At 43.7% G+C, this 18,793-nt stretch carries 21 protein-coding genes and 1 other annotated feature; of the genes, 16 read left to right on the top strand and 5 right to left on the bottom strand.

Features of this window, described 5'->3' with window-relative positions; genetic code table 11:
• Positions 1 to 14: 14 nt before the first annotated feature.
• On the bottom strand, positions 15 to 860 hold the full coding sequence (locus KNO69_RS06850) for an alpha/beta fold hydrolase (RefSeq protein WP_214816979.1): 846 nt from the start codon (positions 858 to 860) through the stop codon (positions 15 to 17).
• A gap of 116 nt (positions 861 to 976) precedes the next feature.
• Between KNO69_RS06850 and KNO69_RS06845 the strand changes: the two genes are divergently transcribed.
• The 4 genes from KNO69_RS06845 (at position 977) to KNO69_RS06830 (ending at position 4,329) form a co-directional block, all read left to right on the top strand.
• Entirely contained in the window at positions 977 to 1,984 is a 1,008-nt protein-coding gene (locus KNO69_RS06845) for a helix-turn-helix transcriptional regulator (RefSeq protein WP_214781035.1), read from the top strand.
• A 200-nt stretch (positions 1,985 to 2,184) separates the two neighbouring features.
• Positions 2,185 to 3,045 (top strand): metal-dependent hydrolase, encoded by an 861-nt coding sequence (locus KNO69_RS06840; RefSeq protein ID WP_214816977.1) that lies wholly within the window; start codon positions 2,185 to 2,187, stop codon positions 3,043 to 3,045.
• A gap of 8 nt (positions 3,046 to 3,053) precedes the next feature.
• Positions 3,054 to 3,818 carry a DUF817 domain-containing protein gene (locus KNO69_RS06835; RefSeq protein WP_214816974.1) on the top strand — a complete coding sequence of 255 codons (765 nt, stop codon included), beginning with the start codon at positions 3,054 to 3,056 and terminating at the stop codon, positions 3,816 to 3,818.
• A gap of 85 nt (positions 3,819 to 3,903) precedes the next feature.
• The gene (locus KNO69_RS06830) at positions 3,904 to 4,329 is read left to right on the top strand and encodes a hypothetical protein (RefSeq protein ID WP_214816971.1); all 426 of its coding nucleotides are present in this window, start codon (positions 3,904 to 3,906) and stop codon (positions 4,327 to 4,329) included.
• 306 nt (positions 4,330 to 4,635) lie between these two features.
• On the opposite strand, the gene KNO69_RS06825 is transcribed toward KNO69_RS06830, so the two are convergent.
• Positions 4,636 to 4,935, bottom strand: coding sequence for a hypothetical protein (locus tag KNO69_RS06825; protein WP_012726252.1), 300 nt, complete (start codon positions 4,933 to 4,935; stop codon positions 4,636 to 4,638).
• 210 nt (positions 4,936 to 5,145) lie between these two features.
• Here KNO69_RS06825 and KNO69_RS06820 point away from each other — a divergent pair, with 210 nt between their 5' ends.
• From KNO69_RS06820 to KNO69_RS06790, 7 genes are all read left to right on the top strand, one after another.
• Positions 5,146 to 6,006: an ABC transporter permease subunit gene (locus KNO69_RS06820; protein WP_214816969.1), complete on the top strand. Its 861-nt coding sequence runs from the start codon at positions 5,146 to 5,148 to the stop codon at positions 6,004 to 6,006.
• Positions 6,006 to 7,049, top strand: coding sequence for an ABC transporter permease (locus tag KNO69_RS06815; protein WP_214816967.1), 1,044 nt, complete (start codon positions 6,006 to 6,008; stop codon positions 7,047 to 7,049). The genes KNO69_RS06820 and KNO69_RS06815 overlap by 1 nt, the downstream gene beginning before the upstream one ends.
• A gap of 99 nt (positions 7,050 to 7,148) precedes the next feature.
• On the top strand, positions 7,149 to 8,066 hold the full coding sequence (locus KNO69_RS06810) for an NAD(P)-dependent alcohol dehydrogenase (RefSeq protein WP_214816965.1): 918 nt from the start codon (positions 7,149 to 7,151) through the stop codon (positions 8,064 to 8,066).
• 122 nt (positions 8,067 to 8,188) lie between these two features.
• Entirely contained in the window at positions 8,189 to 8,827 is a 639-nt protein-coding gene (locus KNO69_RS06805; protein WP_214816963.1) for a dehydroquinate synthase/iron-containing alcohol dehydrogenase family protein, read from the top strand.
• A gap of 96 nt (positions 8,828 to 8,923) precedes the next feature.
• Positions 8,924 to 9,451 carry a DUF2199 domain-containing protein gene (locus KNO69_RS06800; RefSeq protein WP_251124881.1) on the top strand — a complete coding sequence of 176 codons (528 nt, stop codon included), beginning with the start codon at positions 8,924 to 8,926 and terminating at the stop codon, positions 9,449 to 9,451.
• A gap of 14 nt (positions 9,452 to 9,465) precedes the next feature.
• Positions 9,466 to 10,221, top strand: coding sequence for a hypothetical protein (locus tag KNO69_RS06795; RefSeq protein ID WP_214816961.1), 756 nt, complete (start codon positions 9,466 to 9,468; stop codon positions 10,219 to 10,221).
• A 32-nt stretch (positions 10,222 to 10,253) separates the two neighbouring features.
• Positions 10,254 to 10,943, top strand: a complete 690-nt coding sequence (locus KNO69_RS06790; RefSeq protein ID WP_214816958.1) for a glyoxalase — start codon at positions 10,254 to 10,256, stop codon at positions 10,941 to 10,943.
• Between the two features lie 21 nt (positions 10,944 to 10,964).
• Here the strand turns inward: KNO69_RS06790 and KNO69_RS06785 are convergent, their stop codons facing one another.
• Positions 10,965 to 11,774, bottom strand: coding sequence for a diguanylate cyclase domain-containing protein (locus KNO69_RS06785; protein ID WP_214816955.1), 810 nt, complete (start codon positions 11,772 to 11,774; stop codon positions 10,965 to 10,967).
• Positions 11,775 to 11,991: 217 nt separating this feature from the next.
• Between KNO69_RS06785 and KNO69_RS06780 the strand changes: the two genes are divergently transcribed.
• Positions 11,992 to 12,537 carry a Rossmann-fold NAD(P)-binding domain-containing protein gene (locus KNO69_RS06780; protein WP_214816952.1) on the top strand — a complete coding sequence of 182 codons (546 nt, stop codon included), beginning with the start codon at positions 11,992 to 11,994 and terminating at the stop codon, positions 12,535 to 12,537.
• A 111-nt stretch (positions 12,538 to 12,648) separates the two neighbouring features.
• Complete coding sequence (locus KNO69_RS06775; protein ID WP_214816950.1) at positions 12,649 to 13,383, top strand: MerR family transcriptional regulator; 735 nt, start codon at positions 12,649 to 12,651, stop codon at positions 13,381 to 13,383.
• A 5-nt stretch (positions 13,384 to 13,388) separates the two neighbouring features.
• Here KNO69_RS06775 and KNO69_RS06770 read toward each other — a convergent pair whose 3' ends face one another.
• A complete protein-coding gene (locus tag KNO69_RS06770; protein WP_214757035.1) occupies positions 13,389 to 14,090 on the bottom strand; it encodes a CPBP family intramembrane glutamic endopeptidase in 702 nt (233 codons plus the stop codon).
• Positions 14,091 to 14,181: 91 nt separating this feature from the next.
• Between KNO69_RS06770 and KNO69_RS06765 the strand changes: the two genes are divergently transcribed.
• Positions 14,182 to 14,568, top strand: a complete 387-nt coding sequence (locus tag KNO69_RS06765; protein WP_214816947.1) for an NUDIX hydrolase — start codon at positions 14,182 to 14,184, stop codon at positions 14,566 to 14,568.
• Positions 14,565 to 15,482 carry an alpha/beta fold hydrolase gene (locus KNO69_RS06760; RefSeq protein WP_214816946.1) on the top strand — a complete coding sequence of 306 codons (918 nt, stop codon included), beginning with the start codon at positions 14,565 to 14,567 and terminating at the stop codon, positions 15,480 to 15,482. Before KNO69_RS06765 ends, KNO69_RS06760 begins: the two co-directional genes overlap by 4 nt.
• A gap of 1 nt (position 15,483) precedes the next feature.
• Here the strand turns inward: KNO69_RS06760 and KNO69_RS06755 are convergent, their stop codons facing one another.
• A complete protein-coding gene (locus tag KNO69_RS06755) occupies positions 15,484 to 16,716 on the bottom strand; it encodes an MFS transporter (protein ID WP_353047481.1) in 1,233 nt (410 codons plus the stop codon).
• A 58-nt stretch (positions 16,717 to 16,774) separates the two neighbouring features.
• Positions 16,775 to 17,028, bottom strand: a binding site (T-box leader).
• 102 nt (positions 17,029 to 17,130) lie between these two features.
• Between KNO69_RS06755 and KNO69_RS06750 the strand changes: the two genes are divergently transcribed.
• A complete protein-coding gene (locus KNO69_RS06750; protein WP_214816941.1) occupies positions 17,131 to 18,783 on the top strand; it encodes a M3 family metallopeptidase in 1,653 nt (550 codons plus the stop codon).
• The last annotated feature ends 10 nt before the right edge of the window (positions 18,784 to 18,793 follow it).

Raw genomic sequence — 18,793 nt, 5'->3', positions numbered from 1 at the left:
CTTTTTGAGATGCTTTAGGAGTTAAAACGGATAAATCGTTCGATTTGTCGCTCTGATTTTCTTGCTTGCCGTCCTACCCAAATCAAGTGACCGGGACTGTTCAGAATCGTAAGCTGCGCATGTGGGATCAAGCGCTTCGCGTAATGGGCATGTCGAACAGGAACTGCTTTGTCGTTTTTCGAGTGAATGATATAGGTTGGGCACGACACACCGAGTAACACCTCACTTGAGACACGTTGTTTCAAATCGAACTGTGCGCCAAGTCCAAACGCCATCTGATTCGCGACGCGTTTCAGGAGGAAAATATCATAAGGAGACACCTCTTCTCGAATCGTCTCGAGTGCCAACACGCTTGTCGATTGAATCATACGGGCCGTCGCTTCGAATGGATGTTTATGAATGGCACGAGCAATAAACTGTTTCATGATGTATTGAAGTGCGATAAATGCGGGTTGGACGACATTTCGGCTGACCGTGTCCCGATACGGGAAATCAACGACACTCGTCACGGCGGCAGCGAGGGTCAAACTAAGGACACACTGATTCTGTGAAGCGAGCTCGATCGCGGTCGGTCCTCCGGCAGAGATGCCATAGACATGATATCGATCAATATCTAGCATTTGCATCAAGTGAGAGAGTCGGGATGCAAACAATTGAGGAGATGCTGAAAAAGAGTATGGTGTTTCTCCATATCCGGGTCTAGATGGGACAATGACCCGGAAACCGGATAAAACGAGTTGGTCCACATGGTATGGTTCTAGACTCGAGGATTGGGTCCCATGGATCAGTACGATGATGGGACCGTGACCGCGGTCTATATATTCGATTTTTGAGCCGTCGACGTGTGCATAATATTTCAACTTAGATGGCGCCTCCTTAAACGTTTTGTAATGGAAAATACCTTTATTTCGTGGAAATAAAATGATAATGTCTGTTTATACATAATTTAGATAGAGAAACGAAAGGGGATAGAACCGTGAATAACCGAGAGCGGTTACTTGAAGTTCGACGTTTCTTCGAACGTTACACGGACGAAGCGAATCCAAAGACACTAGAAGATTTGCTCGAGTACTTGTCAACGATAGGAGATACTTCTAAGTTAGCAAAAAAATCGGTGAAAGACGATATCCAGGCACTGAATAATTCGGGGTTTGAAGTGCAGGATGAATTGGAGAAGAATGGTCTCGCTAAAAAGTATTGGCATTCGGCCCGCTTATTTGAGATTCATGAACTCCGGATGATGGTCGATGCGATTGTCGCAGCGAAATTTATCTCGGAAGACGTGACCGAGGAAATTGTAGAGAAACTTCAAATGCTGACGAGTATCCCTGAAGCGAAGACGCTACAATCGATCATCAAGACGCCGAAGAAAAAACACGGACACATTCCTTACCATATCGATCGTATCCAACGGGCCATTCATGAACGAAAAGCTATCTCGTTCCAATATACAGACGTCGTCGGATTTGATGTGACGAAACGAACGTTCCCGCTCCGCCGTGACGGAGAGCGATACGTCGTTAATCCAATCGATTTGCATTGGAATCACGAGCAGTACTACTTGATCGGGATCGACGAATCAATCGGAGAGGTGCGGAACTACCGGGTTGACCGCATCGTCAATTCGGAGATTGTGGAAGATGGCACCATTCGTCCGAAGCATCATTTACCTGATGATTACTATCAAAAATCATTCAATATGTATAACGGATCTGATGAACAAATCGTTTTGTCCGTCGACGAACGCGTTCTCCCGGTCATCTTTGACAAGTTAGGGGAAGACGTTTCTGTTTCTGAACATGGAGAACGATTCCTCATCCGTTTCGATGCGGCCGTTTCTGACGGATTTATTTACTGGTTGCTATCTTTGGGTTCACAAGTAGAAGTGGTTGAACCACTCACGCTTCGTGATCATATGAAAGCAACGATTGAGAAGATGGCAATTACTTATGAACATACAAGCATTCATTCCTCCATCGAGTAAGCAGATGTGCTATACTGCTTGCGACACTAGATGAAGGGGGACAGGCGGATGTTGAATTGGATGCCATTGATCATTCCGATTGTCGCTGTCATTTTCGTAACGATCGTCGCAAGACGCGCCATGAAAATGGATAAAGAGAACTAATAGGAAGAGACATCGTCCAGGATTGGGAGATGTCTCTTTCGCTATGGAGGTAGAACGTGGATACGATTACACATACGTTATTCGGTTTGACGTTATATGGTGCAGCCGATAAGCGTGATTTACAACAACATGAAAAACGAGCCTTATTCGTCACGACACTCGTCGGGAGCCAAATCCCTGACAGTGATGTAATTTCACGGCTATGGGACACGGAAGGCATGTATCAGATGTGGCATCGCGGCATCACTCACTCGATCTTCCTCGTTCCGCTCTTTGCACTGCTCATCTACATACTGGTTCGCCTTCTCTTTCGAGTGACGGACATCCGCTATTTTTGGTGGGCATTATTGTCTGTCTTCGTACACAATACATCCGATTTGTTCAATGCATGGGGGACAGGGTATTTCGAACCGATCTCGGACGTGAGGATCACATTCGGTGTGATCCCGATTGTCGATTTTGTCTATTGGGGAATCTTCTTGGTCGCCTGGCTCGTCGCACGTAAACAAGAAGTCCGTTATAAGACGTATCGGTATGCATGGGCTGCCCTCGTTCTTTATGTCGCGCTTCAAAGTGCGCAGGGCGCCTATTTATATCAGTCTTATTCAAAGGAATATGACGAAGTGGCGCTCTCGGCTTCATTTATCCCGACTCAGTTCACGGTCATTACGAAGACTGACGAGGACGTATCGCTCTTTCAAGATTCGATATATCAAGAAGCGACCTTGCGATACGAATTGACGAGTGCCGAAAAGGCGAGTCTTGAACCATTGTTTGAAGCGAATCATGAGGCGCGCACATTGACCAAATGGTCGCCGTTCGTCGTCATCGTAGCAAACGAAGAACGGCTCGGCGTCTTTGACCCGCGGTTTTATGATGGAGAGTCCTCATTTTTATATGAATACATCGAAAGGTAGGACAACGGATGGGACGTATACGTTATCTCTTTATCTTCGCTTACGAACAGGCACTTAGTTGTATCTTTCCGGTCGCCATCTTCGGAGCGCTTGCCGTCACAAAGTTTGTAGAGTTACCACTCCCACGATATGATGTTTTACTCATCTGGTGTTTGTTCGTTCAAGTCGTCCTTGTGAAGGCGGGGCTCGAGACGATGGAAGAAGTGAAGGTCATCAGCTGGTTCCATGTCATCGGTCTTGGACTTGAATTATTCAAGGTGCAGATGGGGTCATGGAGTTATCCGGATGAGGCGTTCACAAAAGTGTGGGGCGTCCCGCTCTATGCCGGATTTATGTATGCGAGCGTTGGTAGTTACGTCGTCCAGGCATGGCGTCGTCTCGATTTACGATTTACGAAGATGCCGCACCCAATCATCGCCTTCGGACTTGGCATCGCCATTTACTTCAACTTTTTTTGGCACCATGTTTGGTTAGACCTACGGTGGCTGTTGATCGCATTCATCTTTTTGGCGTTCGGTCGCTCGGTTGTCTCGTATAAACTCGACGATCGACGATTTGAGATGCCGGTCGTCCTGTCATTCTTCTTGATTGCCTGCTTTATCTGGCTCGCTGAAAATATTGTCACGTTCTACAACGGCTGGGCGTATCCGGACCAATTGAACGGTTGGGCCATCGTTGATTTAGGAAAACTGTCGTCCTGGTTCCTACTCGTCATCATCAGTATCCTCCTTGTCGCTTGGCAAAAGCGAAAATTGGAGTATGAATTACCTTAAACTCGACATGTGTCGAGTTTTTTTGTGAGGGGACACGAATCCTTTTTTGAAGAAAGTCGTATTGTAAAACGAGGTGATTCGGTTGTTGGAAATTGTACTTACTTGGTTGATTGGATTATTGTGTCTCGCTTCTCTTGTCATCTATTGGACGGATTGGCGGAAGACACGCAATCGTGTGAAATTAGGTCAAGTTGCTATCGCGATCTTTGCATCAGTGGTTGTACTTGGAATGGCCGGGTTGGAGACGTACGACCGTATGACGACGAATTACATCGTCGAGACAGGAGAATGTTACGTCGTGAATGATCAGTCCTCGAAGGGTTCGTTGAACGTGACGTTATGGTTCGGCGAGCGTGCATATGGTTTCAAGGAAATACCGGACATTGCATATGGTCCGGGACAACTATTTTCATGTCGTGCGACGATGACGAAGCAGATGCAATCAGGAATCGATTATGAGTTGCGCTCACTTGACGGTGAGTTATTGTACTCAACTCATTCAGATGATTGATCGCGTGACATGGTCGAACAAAAACGTGTTCAAAGCTAAATGCATAGCTTCAAACACGTTTTTCTGTCCTTTTTCTTATATGTACGCCATAAAAGTAACATCATGACGATAAATGCAAGTCCACCGACCAAATTGGTTCCGAAGAAAAGATACTGAGATGACAAAAAACGGGATACTGTCTGCCATATAAAAGACAGTGAAATCAAGGCAAAAATGAATATACCAAAAGGGTTGGAGAGAATCGCAATAAGTTTATGATTCATTGTCATGCACCAAATGAGTGGAACTTGGCAAACGTACTATTTATCATTTCGATTCCTTCATCTTGTTTCGTTTTCTCTCTAAAAAGATCGGAAGGATATTCATAAAGATTGCCGCAATCGTCAAAAACCATAACGCACGAGACATACCGGGTACGACATCCATTATGGCAGCCCAGTCTTTTGCTTCGACCCACATGTTGAGCAAGCTATACTCGGCGCATAACGTGAGAGCAACTAATGATAGGGCAATCGCCATCGGCAGCTTATAGTCCTTCTCCATCATAAATACGGTCAAATTGATGAGCGTCGCCCCAATCGCCGCCAATCCAAAAATAATCCACATCCTATAACCCCCTAAATATTTCTATCTATACATTGTATCATACAAATTAACCCAGATAAATTTCAGAAAATTGTTTCTATTTGCATAATAAATATGCTAGAATCAGTGGAAAGTGTCTTTGGATATTATTCCCTTTAGAAAATGAACAATCAAACGAACATCCTTTCACACTTTTGATTGAGAGATTGGCATTCAAAAGGAGATCGAACTATGACGTATATTGCTCGAAAATCAGTTCATCTGATTGTCGCATTTTTCATCTTGATTGCAATCAGTGCGCTACCATCGCTCGTCGTTCAGACGGATTTTAGTCTGACGAATTATTGGAATGGGATTCAACAACAGATGGATCAATTACAGAAATTAGAGGACATTACATATTACAACATCACCGCGCAACGTTACTTGCCGCTCTTGCCGGCACTTGGACCCCTCGTCAAAGAGTCGGTCATCATTTTTACCACAGCACTCGCAGTATCGACCTCGCTAGGATTAATATATGCGTACTTCTATTACCGCAGCGGGAGACGAGTTCGTACCGTCTTGCACCAAACGAGTCAGACGCTCGAGATGGTACCAGATTTATTCTGGTTAATTTTTTCTCAATTTCTTGCGATTACAATCCATAAATCTACGGGATTCGATCGCATTGAAGTGGCCGGAGGATTCGCAGAGTACATTCGGTTTCTCCCGATCGTCACTTTGACGATGACGACATTATTCTTCTTTATCAAATGGTTGACGATTCATATTCATGAACAAGAAGCCATTCCGTATCTCGAGCTCGCGCAAGCGAAAGGGATTCGACCGAGAGGGTTGTTTTGGAAACACTTGTTGCCGAATATCATCTATCGGTTTTACCTCTTTTTCCGTTCGAACATCATTACCATCTTATCGACACTTTTGATTGTCGAATATCTATTTAACGTTCAAGGGTTATTCCGATTCGCCGTCTACAACCCGCAGATGGAGATCTTACTGGTCATCTTATTCGTCATCTATATCCCGATTTTTCTACTGGATTTACTGATTGAATGGATTATTCCGAATGCATGGAAAGGAGGGATTTGATGCGTCGAGTATTAATGCGTGACCCAATTTTTCTCTTCTGCTTTGTCATCGTAGCGGGTCTATTGTTGATGAGTTTTGGAAATACCGTGTTTCGTGATGGGAACGTAGATCAAACCCTCATGCTCTACTCTGATGAAGGGAGACTCATTGGAATACCACCATTAGAACCCTCAAAATATCAATGGCTCGGGACGGACAATGCTGGATATGATTTATTCCAAATGCTCGTAGAAGGATTTAAGTGGACCGTTGGCATCTGTGCGCTCGTCGCATTCGGACGGATGGTCATCGGACTGTTGATTGGCATTCCCCTTGCTTTCAGGGGGGCTCGCTTAAATCAATTCTTTAAAACGCTATTGGACGGTTTTTTGATTCTGCCGATATCATTGATCGCATTGATGATGTTAGTAGGAACACTGACCTTTTATGATTCGACACAGGTGCCTCCATTATGGGATCGAGTAAAGATTGAACTAATCGTCTTAGTCGTTCTCGGATTACCGGCCGTCACGTTATACCTCATCACAGAGATTCGACAATTGCTTCAACAAGAGTTCATGATCGTGGCTCAGACGCTTGGTGGCAGTGTCTGGCATCGTGTGAGATTGCACCTTTTCCCGCATCTCGTCCCAACTCTCGTGATCGTCTTCATGCAACAGTTTGTTCAGACGCTCATGTTGCTCATTCATCTCTCACTGTTTGGGATTTTCTTCGGAGGAACGGTCTTGTTACATGAAGGGATCATGCCGACCGTCTATGAGTGGTCTTCGATGTTCGGGTATTATTTCAGACAGTTCACTGCGATGACATGGATGACGAATCATCTATTTCTCGTCCCGGCCATGTCACTTGCTGCGCTTATCTTTATTTTCAATTTGTTGACGAGCCGTCTCGAGCGAGCATTTAAGCTCAGACGTCAGGAACCGGTGGTGACCGAGGCAAGTCTAGCACAATCGGAAGCGGCAGCTGCTTCCCTTTCGAATCCGTTCACCCTTGTTGATTCGACTGTGTCATTAAGGAAGGAACCGGATGATATCGTATGATATGATCCGGTTTTTCTATGTCGAATGGACTGAACGGTCTTGTTTGAGGGAACGTGTATAACAGATTGAGGTGACAATTCATGAATGGAGTGAATCGATATGAAAGCTGCGATTTGTACCACATATGGGCCACCGGAAGTACTCGTCATTCAAGAAGTGCATCAACCGAAGGCGAAAAGTAATGAGATCCTGATTCAAGTCCATGCATCGGCCGTCCACTCGGGAGACCGACGCCTCCGCGCACTAGACGTTCCAGCATTAGGAAAACTACCGATGCGATTAGTTGTTGGGTTTAAGGCTCCACGTCAACCGATTCTCGGTGTCGTGTTGGCAGGTACCGTCGTAGAAACAGGCAACAGTGTGAAAAACTTTCAGGTCGGAGAAAACGTCTATGCCCTTACTGGGATGCGTTTTGGTGGTTATGCGGAGTTTGCATGCGTGAACGAATCGAAATGTGTGTTTCAGATGCCCGCGCATGCCAGCTTTATCGAGGCAGCGGCGCTACCGTTTGGTGGGACGACTGCACTACATTTTTTACGGAAGGCACGTATCGAGCGAGCGACGAACGTTCTCATTTATGGTGGCACAGGTGCTGTCGGTTCGACTGCCGTACAGATTGCGAAGCATTACGGCGTGCATGTCACAGCAGTTTGCCACGAGCGAAACGTTGAACTTGTGAAGCGACTTGGGGCTGATGTGGTCGTCGATTACACGAAAGAGGGGTACGATCTTGAATTAAATACGTATGATGTGGTCTTTGATGCCTCAGGGAAAATCGATAAACGATTAGCGAAAGCCCATGTGAGCGATAACGGGGCCTTCAGTTCTGTCGCGGGGCAAGGACCAGCCAGTGAACGTAAAGAGGATTTGATATTTTTGAACGAATTGTTTGAGTCAGGAGCATTGCAACCCGTCATTGATACGGTATATCCACTCGATAAGATTGTCGAAGCGCACCGATATGTGGACCAAGGGAAAAAGGTTGGAAATGTGATGGTGAGCATTAATGCAGAATAAATTAAATGATAGTATAAAGAGAAGTATCAAATTCTTGCTTTATCGTGGGGTTTGGTCGACAACCTCACTTACATATGAATGGATTCACCAACTAGACAAATCATGAGAGCGGGCGAATAGTCATGAATATATTGATTGGGCAACCGAAGATAGAGCGAAATCTCGAGCAACTGAAGCGAGAGATTGAGTCGAACCCTACGGTGGACTTGATTCTCTATCCAGAGGGGTATTGTACATATAGAGAATTGGATGAGCTGAGTGATTTAGCGATCCAATTCAACACAACGATTGTTTTAGGGTATCGAGATGACACGAATAAAGATCGGGTCCTCATCATAAACAAGCAAGGTGACACGTTGTTAACGCGACGGAAAACACCAGAGAATGAGCTCTTGTTCATGCCATCAAGTGCCACAGATGGAGCAGAAGAATACGGATATTTACTGTGCAGGGAGATTTTTATGGGGGTTGAAGGATTGAAGGGTCATGAGCATCTGACGATCATATTCAATCCAATCGGGGTCGGGATGTTTAGTGAGGAACAATTCACGGAGTGGACGGAAGAAGCGAGAAAAATTGCGATGGAACGAAAAGCGATGATTATCGGAACGAGTCACGCAGATGGGTCGTATCGAAATTGTGGAATCTCGCTTCCGATCGCATACTGCTTTGATGAAAATGGGGAAGAAGTGTTTTTATCTAAAAATGATACGCGGACGCGAGTGTTAGAGACTGATTCAAGAGTTACTACATTCGTCTAACAAACCGTGATTTCCTATAAAAAATGAAATACGTGTAAAATGAATGGATTTATTTCACATACCATTAATTAAACTCAAATCAGAAAGCGAGTACTTATGAGATACCTTTTCAAACGAAAACACAAGAGTGATTGCAACTGCTCGATGTGTGGCACGAGTAAAGAACATACAGTCGGCTTTGGATCGATCATGCCATCAGTATTAGACGGCCTATCGAAACGGGAGATGAAGAAGCGCGTCGTTTTGACAGATGATATTTGCGTCCTCGATGAAGCTCATTTCTTTATCAACGGATGCCTCGAACTCCCGATCATTGGAGAAGACGATTCTTTCATTTGGAATGTCTGGGTATCACTCAGTGCGGATAACTTTTTCAAAGTCATCGATTTATGGGATGAACCAGCTCGTGTAGACCTCGGCCCGATGTTCAGCTGGTTATCGACGGATCTTCCCATCTATCCAGATACCATCAATCTAAAGACAAACGTACATATGCGTGGAGTCGGACTACGTCCATTGATTGAACTCGAACCAACGAATCATCCTCTTGCAATGGAGCAGCGTAATGGTATCACGAGGTCGCGGGTCGATGATCTATTCCGACTCGTTGAACGTAGCGGATAAAGGAGGAGATCAGGGTGAGTCAATTGAAGTCATCTTTGATTTTCGATTTGTATACAGGAAATCAAGCGCTCACTTCGATTCAGCAGAAGATGTTGGAGCGAATCGAGTTACTTGTTCACGACAAACGATTCAAAGAACTTGAACAATTCATGGGCGACACTCCGGACATCGAGCAGCTGTTAATTGACTATGTGCTGCTCGATCCGACCGAATCATATCGCTGGGATTTGCTTATTGGTTACGAACGGTTGGATCGGATTGAAGATTATGATCGAGTGAATGCATTTTGCCGAACCGCCTTTTCATACCATCCAGATAAACCCTTCTATTTTGCCTTGGCATTATATGATATGGGATGGAATGATTTTGAGATAGACGAGGAAGTCATTGAAGTGGCGAATCGATTGATTGAAGTAGCAACACCTGAAGTTTCTGCATTGATTTGTCTAAGCGTTTCAAAGGTGCTACGACATAAAGAGCGCGAATATCTTCAAATGGCAATTGAGCGATGTCCGTGGGCAGTACAGCCATATTTTTCTCTAGGTGAGCAATACAGCCGGTATAATCCGAGATTGGCTAAAACCTATACGGAGAAAGGTGTGGCTCAATTGACTCTGAATTTTGATGATTCAGGCAAGAGTGACGTAGCGTTAAAGACTGGTTTCAATCCGATTACGTGGAAAGAAGATTGTTGTTCTGATTTACTAGGAATGAATATGAGTTGGGCAGAATACCAAAAATACAAGCGAGCCATCAAGTCACATAGATAAGCAAGAACATGAGGAATACGAGGAGGGATTTTATGAGAATCACAGAAGCCACGCTCTATACGAACCGGCTCGACGAAATGAAACGTTTTTATGTGGAGAAGCTTGGACTATCCGTTGGTGAAGAAGATTCGACCCGATTTCAAATCGAATTAGGAGAAGATACCTTGATATTTCAAGAGGCTGTAACGGAGCAAGAGCGACAATACCATTTCGCGATCAATATTCAGGCTAACCGGTTCAAAGAAGCGAAGGAATGGATCATGTCACGTGTCCCGCTTTTGACCGAGGATGGGGAGGATGAAATCTATTTCGAAGGGATCGATGCATCATCGCTTTATTTTTACGACGCGGACGAGAATGTCATCGAGTTGATTGCTCGACATTCGATTAATCCGGAAAGTAACATCAAGTCCTTTTCGTCAAATGAGTTTCTTGGAATCGGCGAGATGAGTTTGACGGTAGAAGACCCGTCTCTCGTCGCGAAGGCGCTTGAGACAATTGGAGTTAGACGGCGAGATGGGAACTCAATTGACCCCCGTCATTTAAATTTCATGGGTCCTCCAAATCACAATACATACATGCTGCTTGTACCTCAAGGGCGCGTTTGGCTCTTTTCACCAAAATTGTCGATTCCGAGCCCGATTCAGATGGTACTTGATCAACAATACATCGTCGAAATGGATGAGAAACTCGAATTTCATATTCACTCCATCAAAAAATGAGTTCACGAAGGAACTCATTTTTTAGTCTTTAGATTCTATATACCGATGAATTTCTTCTAATCGAATGGATGCGTTCTCTAAGTTCACTTCAAACGATTTGTCTGAGCATTCAACTGTGAGCGAATCTCCGCTCTGACGTGAATACTCTAGGAGTAGTGGTCTGATTCGTTCATGTACAATTTGTGCATTTTCGATTGACGTTTGAGGGAAAATCATAGCGAATGTGTCTTGCGCAACTCGATATTTCTTGTCTGTTCGTCGAGTCGCTTCGTGAAGTTCATCACTAAAGTAGTTCAAGAACCATTCATACTCGGATGAACCATACCGTTTTTCAAAATCATCAAGAATCGGTAATGTGATGAATGACACCACAAACGTTTCCCCGTGGCGAATCAACCGATTCCGTTCAGCCTCTATATCCATCAAAAACCGATCTCGGTTATCAAAACCAGTCTCTGGGTCGACCGCAATCAACTGACTGACTCTCGCTTCCGCAACCTTTAGTGCAAACTGGGCATGAAACAGCTTGACTTGGAGCCAGTAAGACAACCCCGTCAAAATCGCTAATAGTAATAAAATGTATAGTTGCGCAGTAGCGGCAGTCTCATACACAGGCATCGTGATTAAAAAGTAAGCAGCGAATCCTAACAGAATGAGTACACCAGACCCGCGATAAATGAGCAACGTTGAAAGATAAAGAATCGGAATACAGATCATCCACCAAACAGGTAGATGATTCATGATCAGCAGAGAGGAAAATAGAATACTACATGCCAACGATACAACAATGAGTGCAATCAGTTGTAGTGAACTCGTTGTCCAATGTCTCATAGGTGTCCTCCTCTTAAAAGAAATAAATTGAAATCGTTACACTATTATCCATTTTCCAAAATAGTGATTGTTCAAACCGATTTGAACACTTGATTCATTATAAGTGATTCACTCGATTATGAAAGGTTTATTTTTGAAAAGACGTGAATGTTTCCGAACACTTCTATAGGAAATGAAGAATGAATGATTGGTGTATAATGGAAAATGAGGTGGTGGTATGAATCTAAAACATATGTTGATTGTCGGAGGGACAGGGATGTTGGCCGAACCTACATCTTATTTAGCAATTGAACAGGATGTCACAGTCATCGGACGAGATAAAGAAAAAATGGCAAGCATCGTACAACGAAATCCTGAAACGTGTCATCCACTGATTGTTGATTATCGCGAGGAAGAAGCACTTTCAAGCGCACTGCAGCATGCAGTTCAACAAAACGGTCCGTTTGATCGAGTTATCGCCTGGGTGCATCGTGGCTCAGGGAGAGCGATGCAACTCATTTTGGATCATTCGGAAACTTCAGAGGTGATACATATTTTAGGTAGCCGGGCGAATCCGGAATATGAGAAGAGGTGGCTATGTCTCAATGAACAACAAACATATCGACAAGTCCAATTAGGTGAAATGCATGAGATGGCATCTGTCCGTTGGTTGACACACGACGAGATTGTAGAAGGGGTTCTCGATGCCATTCAGAATCAAGACGACTATCGATTGATTGGGACACGAAAGGATGACGTAGATGTTCACTCGAGAAATGATTAGTGAATGGATGGGGATGTACCACGAATTTCATTTTCAGATTAGGATGAAGGGATTCATCAGTTCAAAAGATATTCATACATACACGTCATATGTAGTTAGGAGGGTCAAAAATTGACCAGACACTATTCAACGGGAGAGGTCGCGAGAAAACTGAACGTGTCTGTGCGTACGCTTCGATACTATGACCAAATCAATTTGGTCACCCCCTCGTATACGAACGATGTGCAGAAACGATTTTATAGTGATGACGAAATGTTTCGACTTCAAAAAATCATGCTTTTAAAATCGATGACCGTCCCGCTCGATGAGATTCGGAGAATCTTAGATGAAGAATCCCTTACAAGCATCTTGTCCGCTCATCTGTCCTCGTTAGAAGAAAAGATAGAGGAATTGAAGCAGGCGCAGAACTATACGGTCACGCTCCTTCAATCCATGAAGCTTGAAAATGAAAAAATCGATTGGATGAAACTGCAAACTATTCAAGCTAAATCAAATGACCGGAAACAATGGACGGACTATTTTACGGAAGAAGAGTCTGATTCATTGCAATCAAGTTTACCTAAATTAGAAGACGGTGAGCTTGATACGAAAAAGTGGATCAACTTGATTCGGAGATCCGAAATTCTAATCGAACGTGGGGTCGCCCCTTCCTCAAAAGAAGCCCAAATTCTTAAAGAAGATTTGACTTGGTTAACAGACGAGACATTTGGAGACAATCAACAATTGATTGAATCATTTTGGAAGATTCGAAAATCAACTGACGCATCGAATGAATTAGGACTGTATCCAATCGATGCATCGATTCTTGCCTATATTGATTCACTATATCAAGAAATAGCAGACTGATTCCCTCATGCCAATGCAGTCAATAGAACGGCTAGCCCATTAAAGGTGCCATGGATGAGCATGCTGGAATAGATAGAGTTAGTCCGTTCATATACCCAAGCGAACACTAGTCCCGATACAAAATTGACGAGTAACGTGTTTGTCGTCGGTAAATGAGCGAGAGTGAATATTCCAGCACTTACGATCATCCCGATCCCAACCCCAAACCGTTCTTGAAAGAAGCGGTACAAGAACCCACGATAAAAGATTTCTTCATAGATCGGTGAAACGATAGCCGCCGATCCAAACGCAATCAGTATGGAGATAATCGACAAGTCACTTTGTAAACTCTCTGTTTTTGTATTCGACGTACCGATACCGAAATATGATTGGACTATGACGATGATAATACTGAGTACAATTAGCACAATTGTCCATAGAAAGATGATGCCCGAATCTTTCAATGGAAAACGGCGAAGTCCTAACGTTTCCAGCGATAGGGTTTGAGGACGTATTGCGACGAGATAGAGGACAGTCATAAATATTATGGCTAATAACAGGCCGATACTTGTTCCTGAATAGAGGGTGTTTCCCCATGACTGTTCTAGAAAGTTGTGTAATTGTCGCTCGATAAGTAGGGGCGTCACTCCGAATAGAAGAACCATCGTAATTGCGAACTGATTCCATGTCCAAATGGGAGTTGTTTTCTTTTGCATTTGATTCAACATCGTATTTCCTCCTTATGTAGTTGTAGACCCATCATATCGGGTGACCTAACGTCACCTGCAAGCAGAAAATTGAAAAAGGAGTAATAAGACTATGGAACAATGGATTGGATCAGCTGCTTTATGCATCAACGAAGAGCAGGAAGTCCTACTCGTAAAGAATCGTGACATACAACAATGGAGTTTGCCATCAGGTGGTCTAGAAGACGGAGAAACTCCGGAACAGTGTTGTCGGCGTGAAGTGTTCGAAGAAACGGGCTATCGCATTTCGATTAATCAGCGATTACATATCAAACGAGCCATCATCTCAAGTTATCAAGTCGAAACGCACTATTTTTTGGCAACATGTGACGAGCGGATGGCGACCGCAACTATCGACTCGGACATTGATGAAGTCAATTGGTGGTCGATTCATGAAATAGAGCGATTGGAACTTGCATTTCCAGAGGATCTTGAGCTGATTAAACGGTGGAGTGTATGAATAGAGTGATTGAAGTCAATGGATATCACATGGAATATCGATTATTCGGTTCCGGGGAACGCCTCATCGTGGTGATGACAGGAATGGGAGGTTCATTCGAAGAGTGGGTTTCTCTTTCTGAACAATTAAGCGAGTCGTATCAAGTATTGCTTTATCATCGCTCAGGTTATGGTGAGAGCGAGATAAATATGCGCTCGAGTCGAACGTCATCTCATCTTCTTGAATGTACAGAATTGTTGGATGCCCTTCAGCTAAAACAACCAATCATATTAGTCGGTCATTCTTACGGAGGTCTGTGCGCGCAACACATGGCCAAACTTATTTTGGATAGAGTAGTAGGAGTCGTACTCGTTGATTCCACTTCCCATAACCTTTCAATATTAGATGAGTTAGAAACGCCTATAATGGATGGTCAGTATTCAGATGAAGATTGGCGGACGATGTGTCGTTCTTATTCAAATCTATCGAAAGAAGAATTAGAGCGACTCCATCAGCCAGAACTTTCACTCGAACAACAAGGCTTATCATCAGATGTACTCGCACGTCTCAAGCGTTTTTATCAATCTCCTCAGTTGTATAAAACGATGTTGGAAGAAGAATCGTTTTGGCATGACGATGCCTCAATCATCAAACAAATGGGTACCTTTTCATCAATCCCGTTAATTGTCATCGGTCGAGATTCTGAAGCGATGATTGAAGAAGGGATAAATGGAGGGTTACCTGAGGCTGAAATTCGCTTGCTAGAAGAGACATGGCATGATCTGATCCATAAACAGTTGAGATTATCAAATCAATCGGAACTCATCATCGCAGAAAAGGCAGGACACCAAATTCATTTACAACGACCAGACACAATCATCGAAGCGATTCATCGAATCGAACAAGCCGGTCGCATAAAAACGACCGGCTCATGACTTAAGACACTTCTTCGATTTGATTGTGATTGAAATACTCCCGTTTCGAACGGTCGCGCATGACATGTATGGTGTAACAACCAACAAGAAAGAAGATAATCGAGAATGCGAGATAGACCGGGCGAATCCCAACCATGTCGGCAAGGAGTCCAATCCCAAATGTGAGTAGGATGACGAGTAGCGACTCTGCCACATTGATAGCGCCAGAGAACCTACCCATGATTTCGACCGGGACATGGTGTTGATAGAATGATAAGAATCCTGTATTTGCAAAGGCAAGCGCGAATGTCAGGACAAAAAATCCGATGGAAGCCATTGTGAACGAGGATGAACTTGCGAATAGGAGATAGCCGACTGGTGTCATGATCGCCCCGAATCCGATACAAAACGATAAGGACAAGCGATGACTCCATCTTGAATTGATGAGTGATCCAAAGATGATCCCAATCCCAGCGATACTGACGAGAAACCCATATCGGCTCTCAGACAAGTGAAGAACTTGGGTCGCGAATGACGCCTCCAAGGAATCGAGCCCAGACATGAAGATGGTCATGACACAGAACAATCCATAGATGAGCGTCACGTATTTGGCATTTGATGCAAATCGTACGACCATTTTCCAATCCTCGATAATGAAACTTACAGAGAATGGTTCAATCGACGCTTCTGTTCGATGATGAGACGGAAGGCGCGACAACATACTGACCGAGACGATGAGTGCGAACGCATTCACGAAAATCGCAAATGTTGGGCTCCCGACTAGAAAGAGCAGTCCTGCAATCGTCGGACCTAGAATAAACCCGGATGACTGTACAAAGTTCTTCATCGCATTGAACTTTTGTCGGTTCGAGGCAGGTACGAGTTGCGTCATGTAGACCAGACTCGATGATTCGAATAACGAGCTCATCACATTGAGAAGAAAGACGATCCCGTAGATGAGCCACAGTGAATCAATCCAGCCTAAGCTGAATACGAGGAACGCACGCAGACCATCCAGTAACATCATCAGTCGTCTCGTATCGACCCGGTCAATCAGGCTACCTGACCAAAGATTCGAGACGAGCGAGGCGAGCGGGACTAATACATAGAGAATCGAGACGGCGAAAGGGGATCTAGTCATCTCTAAGATAATCAAGTTGAGCGCAATGAAGTATATCCAGGCACCAAAGTTTGAGATTCCGACACTAACGAGCAGTAGCGTAGAGGTTTTTCGAAACGAGTTCAAGTCAATCACTCCTTCTATTTTTGATCACTTTCGGAACGCAAAAAAATCCCACCCCCAAGAACGAAGTCTTGGGGACGAGATTCTTATCGTGGTGCCACCCCTGTTCGTCCGCACGTCACCGTACGAACCTTGTTCGGTACTGCCGAACGAGTCGGACTATACCTCAACTCTATAACGGGAGTGCCCGTCGCCATATCCCTCGAGATGAGTTCCATAGCGCTGCTCGGAGTCTTGTTTCGATCCATCCTCTTTACCCTTTTTCACCGGACGGGGTTCTCTAAGAAAGATTCATGGATGTACTCTTCTCTTCATCGCGTTTGTCAGATCATTTTTGTAAGAATAGCATATTGTGAAAATATTGGAAACAATAATTTCGGTTATAACCATAATATAGGAAAGTTAACTAAGAATCGAGGTGCAGTGTTGATCAACTTTAAAGAAATAAAAGAGACGAACCAAATACTTGCGACTGTTCATAATATTGATTTCAAAGAGTTAGATGGCTTCATGTCGAAACATTCAGCATTGATTGGGAAATATGATGAATACGTCACGAAGAGCTATATTGACGTTCAGCGACACAGCGATTGCGAAGAAGCCAATCAAAGACAACATCATGTTCAAACCGTGATTAAACCTGCACTCAATGAGCTAAAAAGACATGTTTCACGAATTACCTTACAGTCTATAGAGGATGAGCATCATGTCACTCGCCTCATGCGAAATCGGATGAATCTTTATCATGAAAAGAATGTTGATTTATTGATTGAAGAGGATCAACTCATACAGAGATATTTGCAAACAATCGGTCAATTGACTGACCCGACAGATGATTCTAAGTCGATTGCGGAACTTCAAGGAGACCTATATGATGCTGACGAATCCATCCGAAAACAGGCTTTTACGCTCATTTATAAAGCGTATGTCTCAACAGAAGCTGACATCACTGAATGCTTGAGAAGTCTTATTCAAAATCGGGAACATCAGGCACAACGATTAAACGCTAAGAGTTATCGTGAACTAGCCTTCATGAAGCTAGGACGTTTAGATTATGACGCCGAGGATTGTATACGATTTGCGAATCAAGTGAGTAAACATTTTGAGCAACTTCGCCGCTCGTTCCAGCAACTACAGACAAAGGAATTGAAGAAATCGAAACTTTCGCCATGGGATTCATTCATTTCTCCCTTTTCGAATCATCACGATTTATCCGTTTCGTTCCATGACTTAATCAGTGGAACGGAACGAATCTTGAATGAAATCGATCCCTACTTTGAAAAGCTTTTTAGGGACATCTGTGCGAAGGGCCATCTCGATTTAACGCCTCGACCGAATAAAGCGGAAGGTGGATTTTGTGAATCTTTACCCGACTCAAGGTCATCTTTCATTTTTATGAACCGATTCGGTGGATTTGATGACTACATTGTGTTAATACATGAAATGGGTCACGCCATCCACCATGATCTCTCACAGCAACACCTATTTTTCGAAGCGCAGACCATTTCGTTTGAAGTCGGTGAATTCGCAGCCATGTCACTAGAGCTATTTTCGATGGACCAATGGACAAAAATCTTTTCAGATGAACGAGCTTTCATTCAAGCTAAACTAGAACAGTTTCGATTAATCATCGAATTTTTACCAAGTGTTTTCATCGTGGACCAATTTCAACATCATCTATATGATTCAGAAAAGAACGTGGACACATTTGATGAAATATTTAAACGCTTAGTCGATCAATATGAGACTGATTTGATTGATTGGAGCGATGTGAGTGATTTGAAAGGAAAAGAGTGGCTGCGCGTGATTCATCTTTTTGAAACACCTTTCTATTACATAGAATATGCGCTTGCTCAGATTGCTGCACTTCGCATGTATATGCAGTATAGGCAACATCCAGTGGACACTCTGAACAAATATAAGAATGCATTAGCTTTAGGTGGTACTGCTTCGATTCCTGATACTTATCGAGTAGCAGGCGTATCCTTGTTTCCATCTGAGGAAGAATTAGTCGAGTTGACTGATTTCTTAAATGCTGAAATTCAACATTTGGCGATGCAATTGGGTAGAATTGATTAATCTAAGTACC

It is taken from the genome of Exiguobacterium sp. s131 (genome assembly GCF_018617345.1).
Taxonomy (GTDB): Bacteria; Bacillota; Bacilli; order Exiguobacteriales; family Exiguobacteriaceae; genus Exiguobacterium; species Exiguobacterium profundum.
This window is presented reverse-complemented; position numbering and strand designations above follow the sequence as displayed.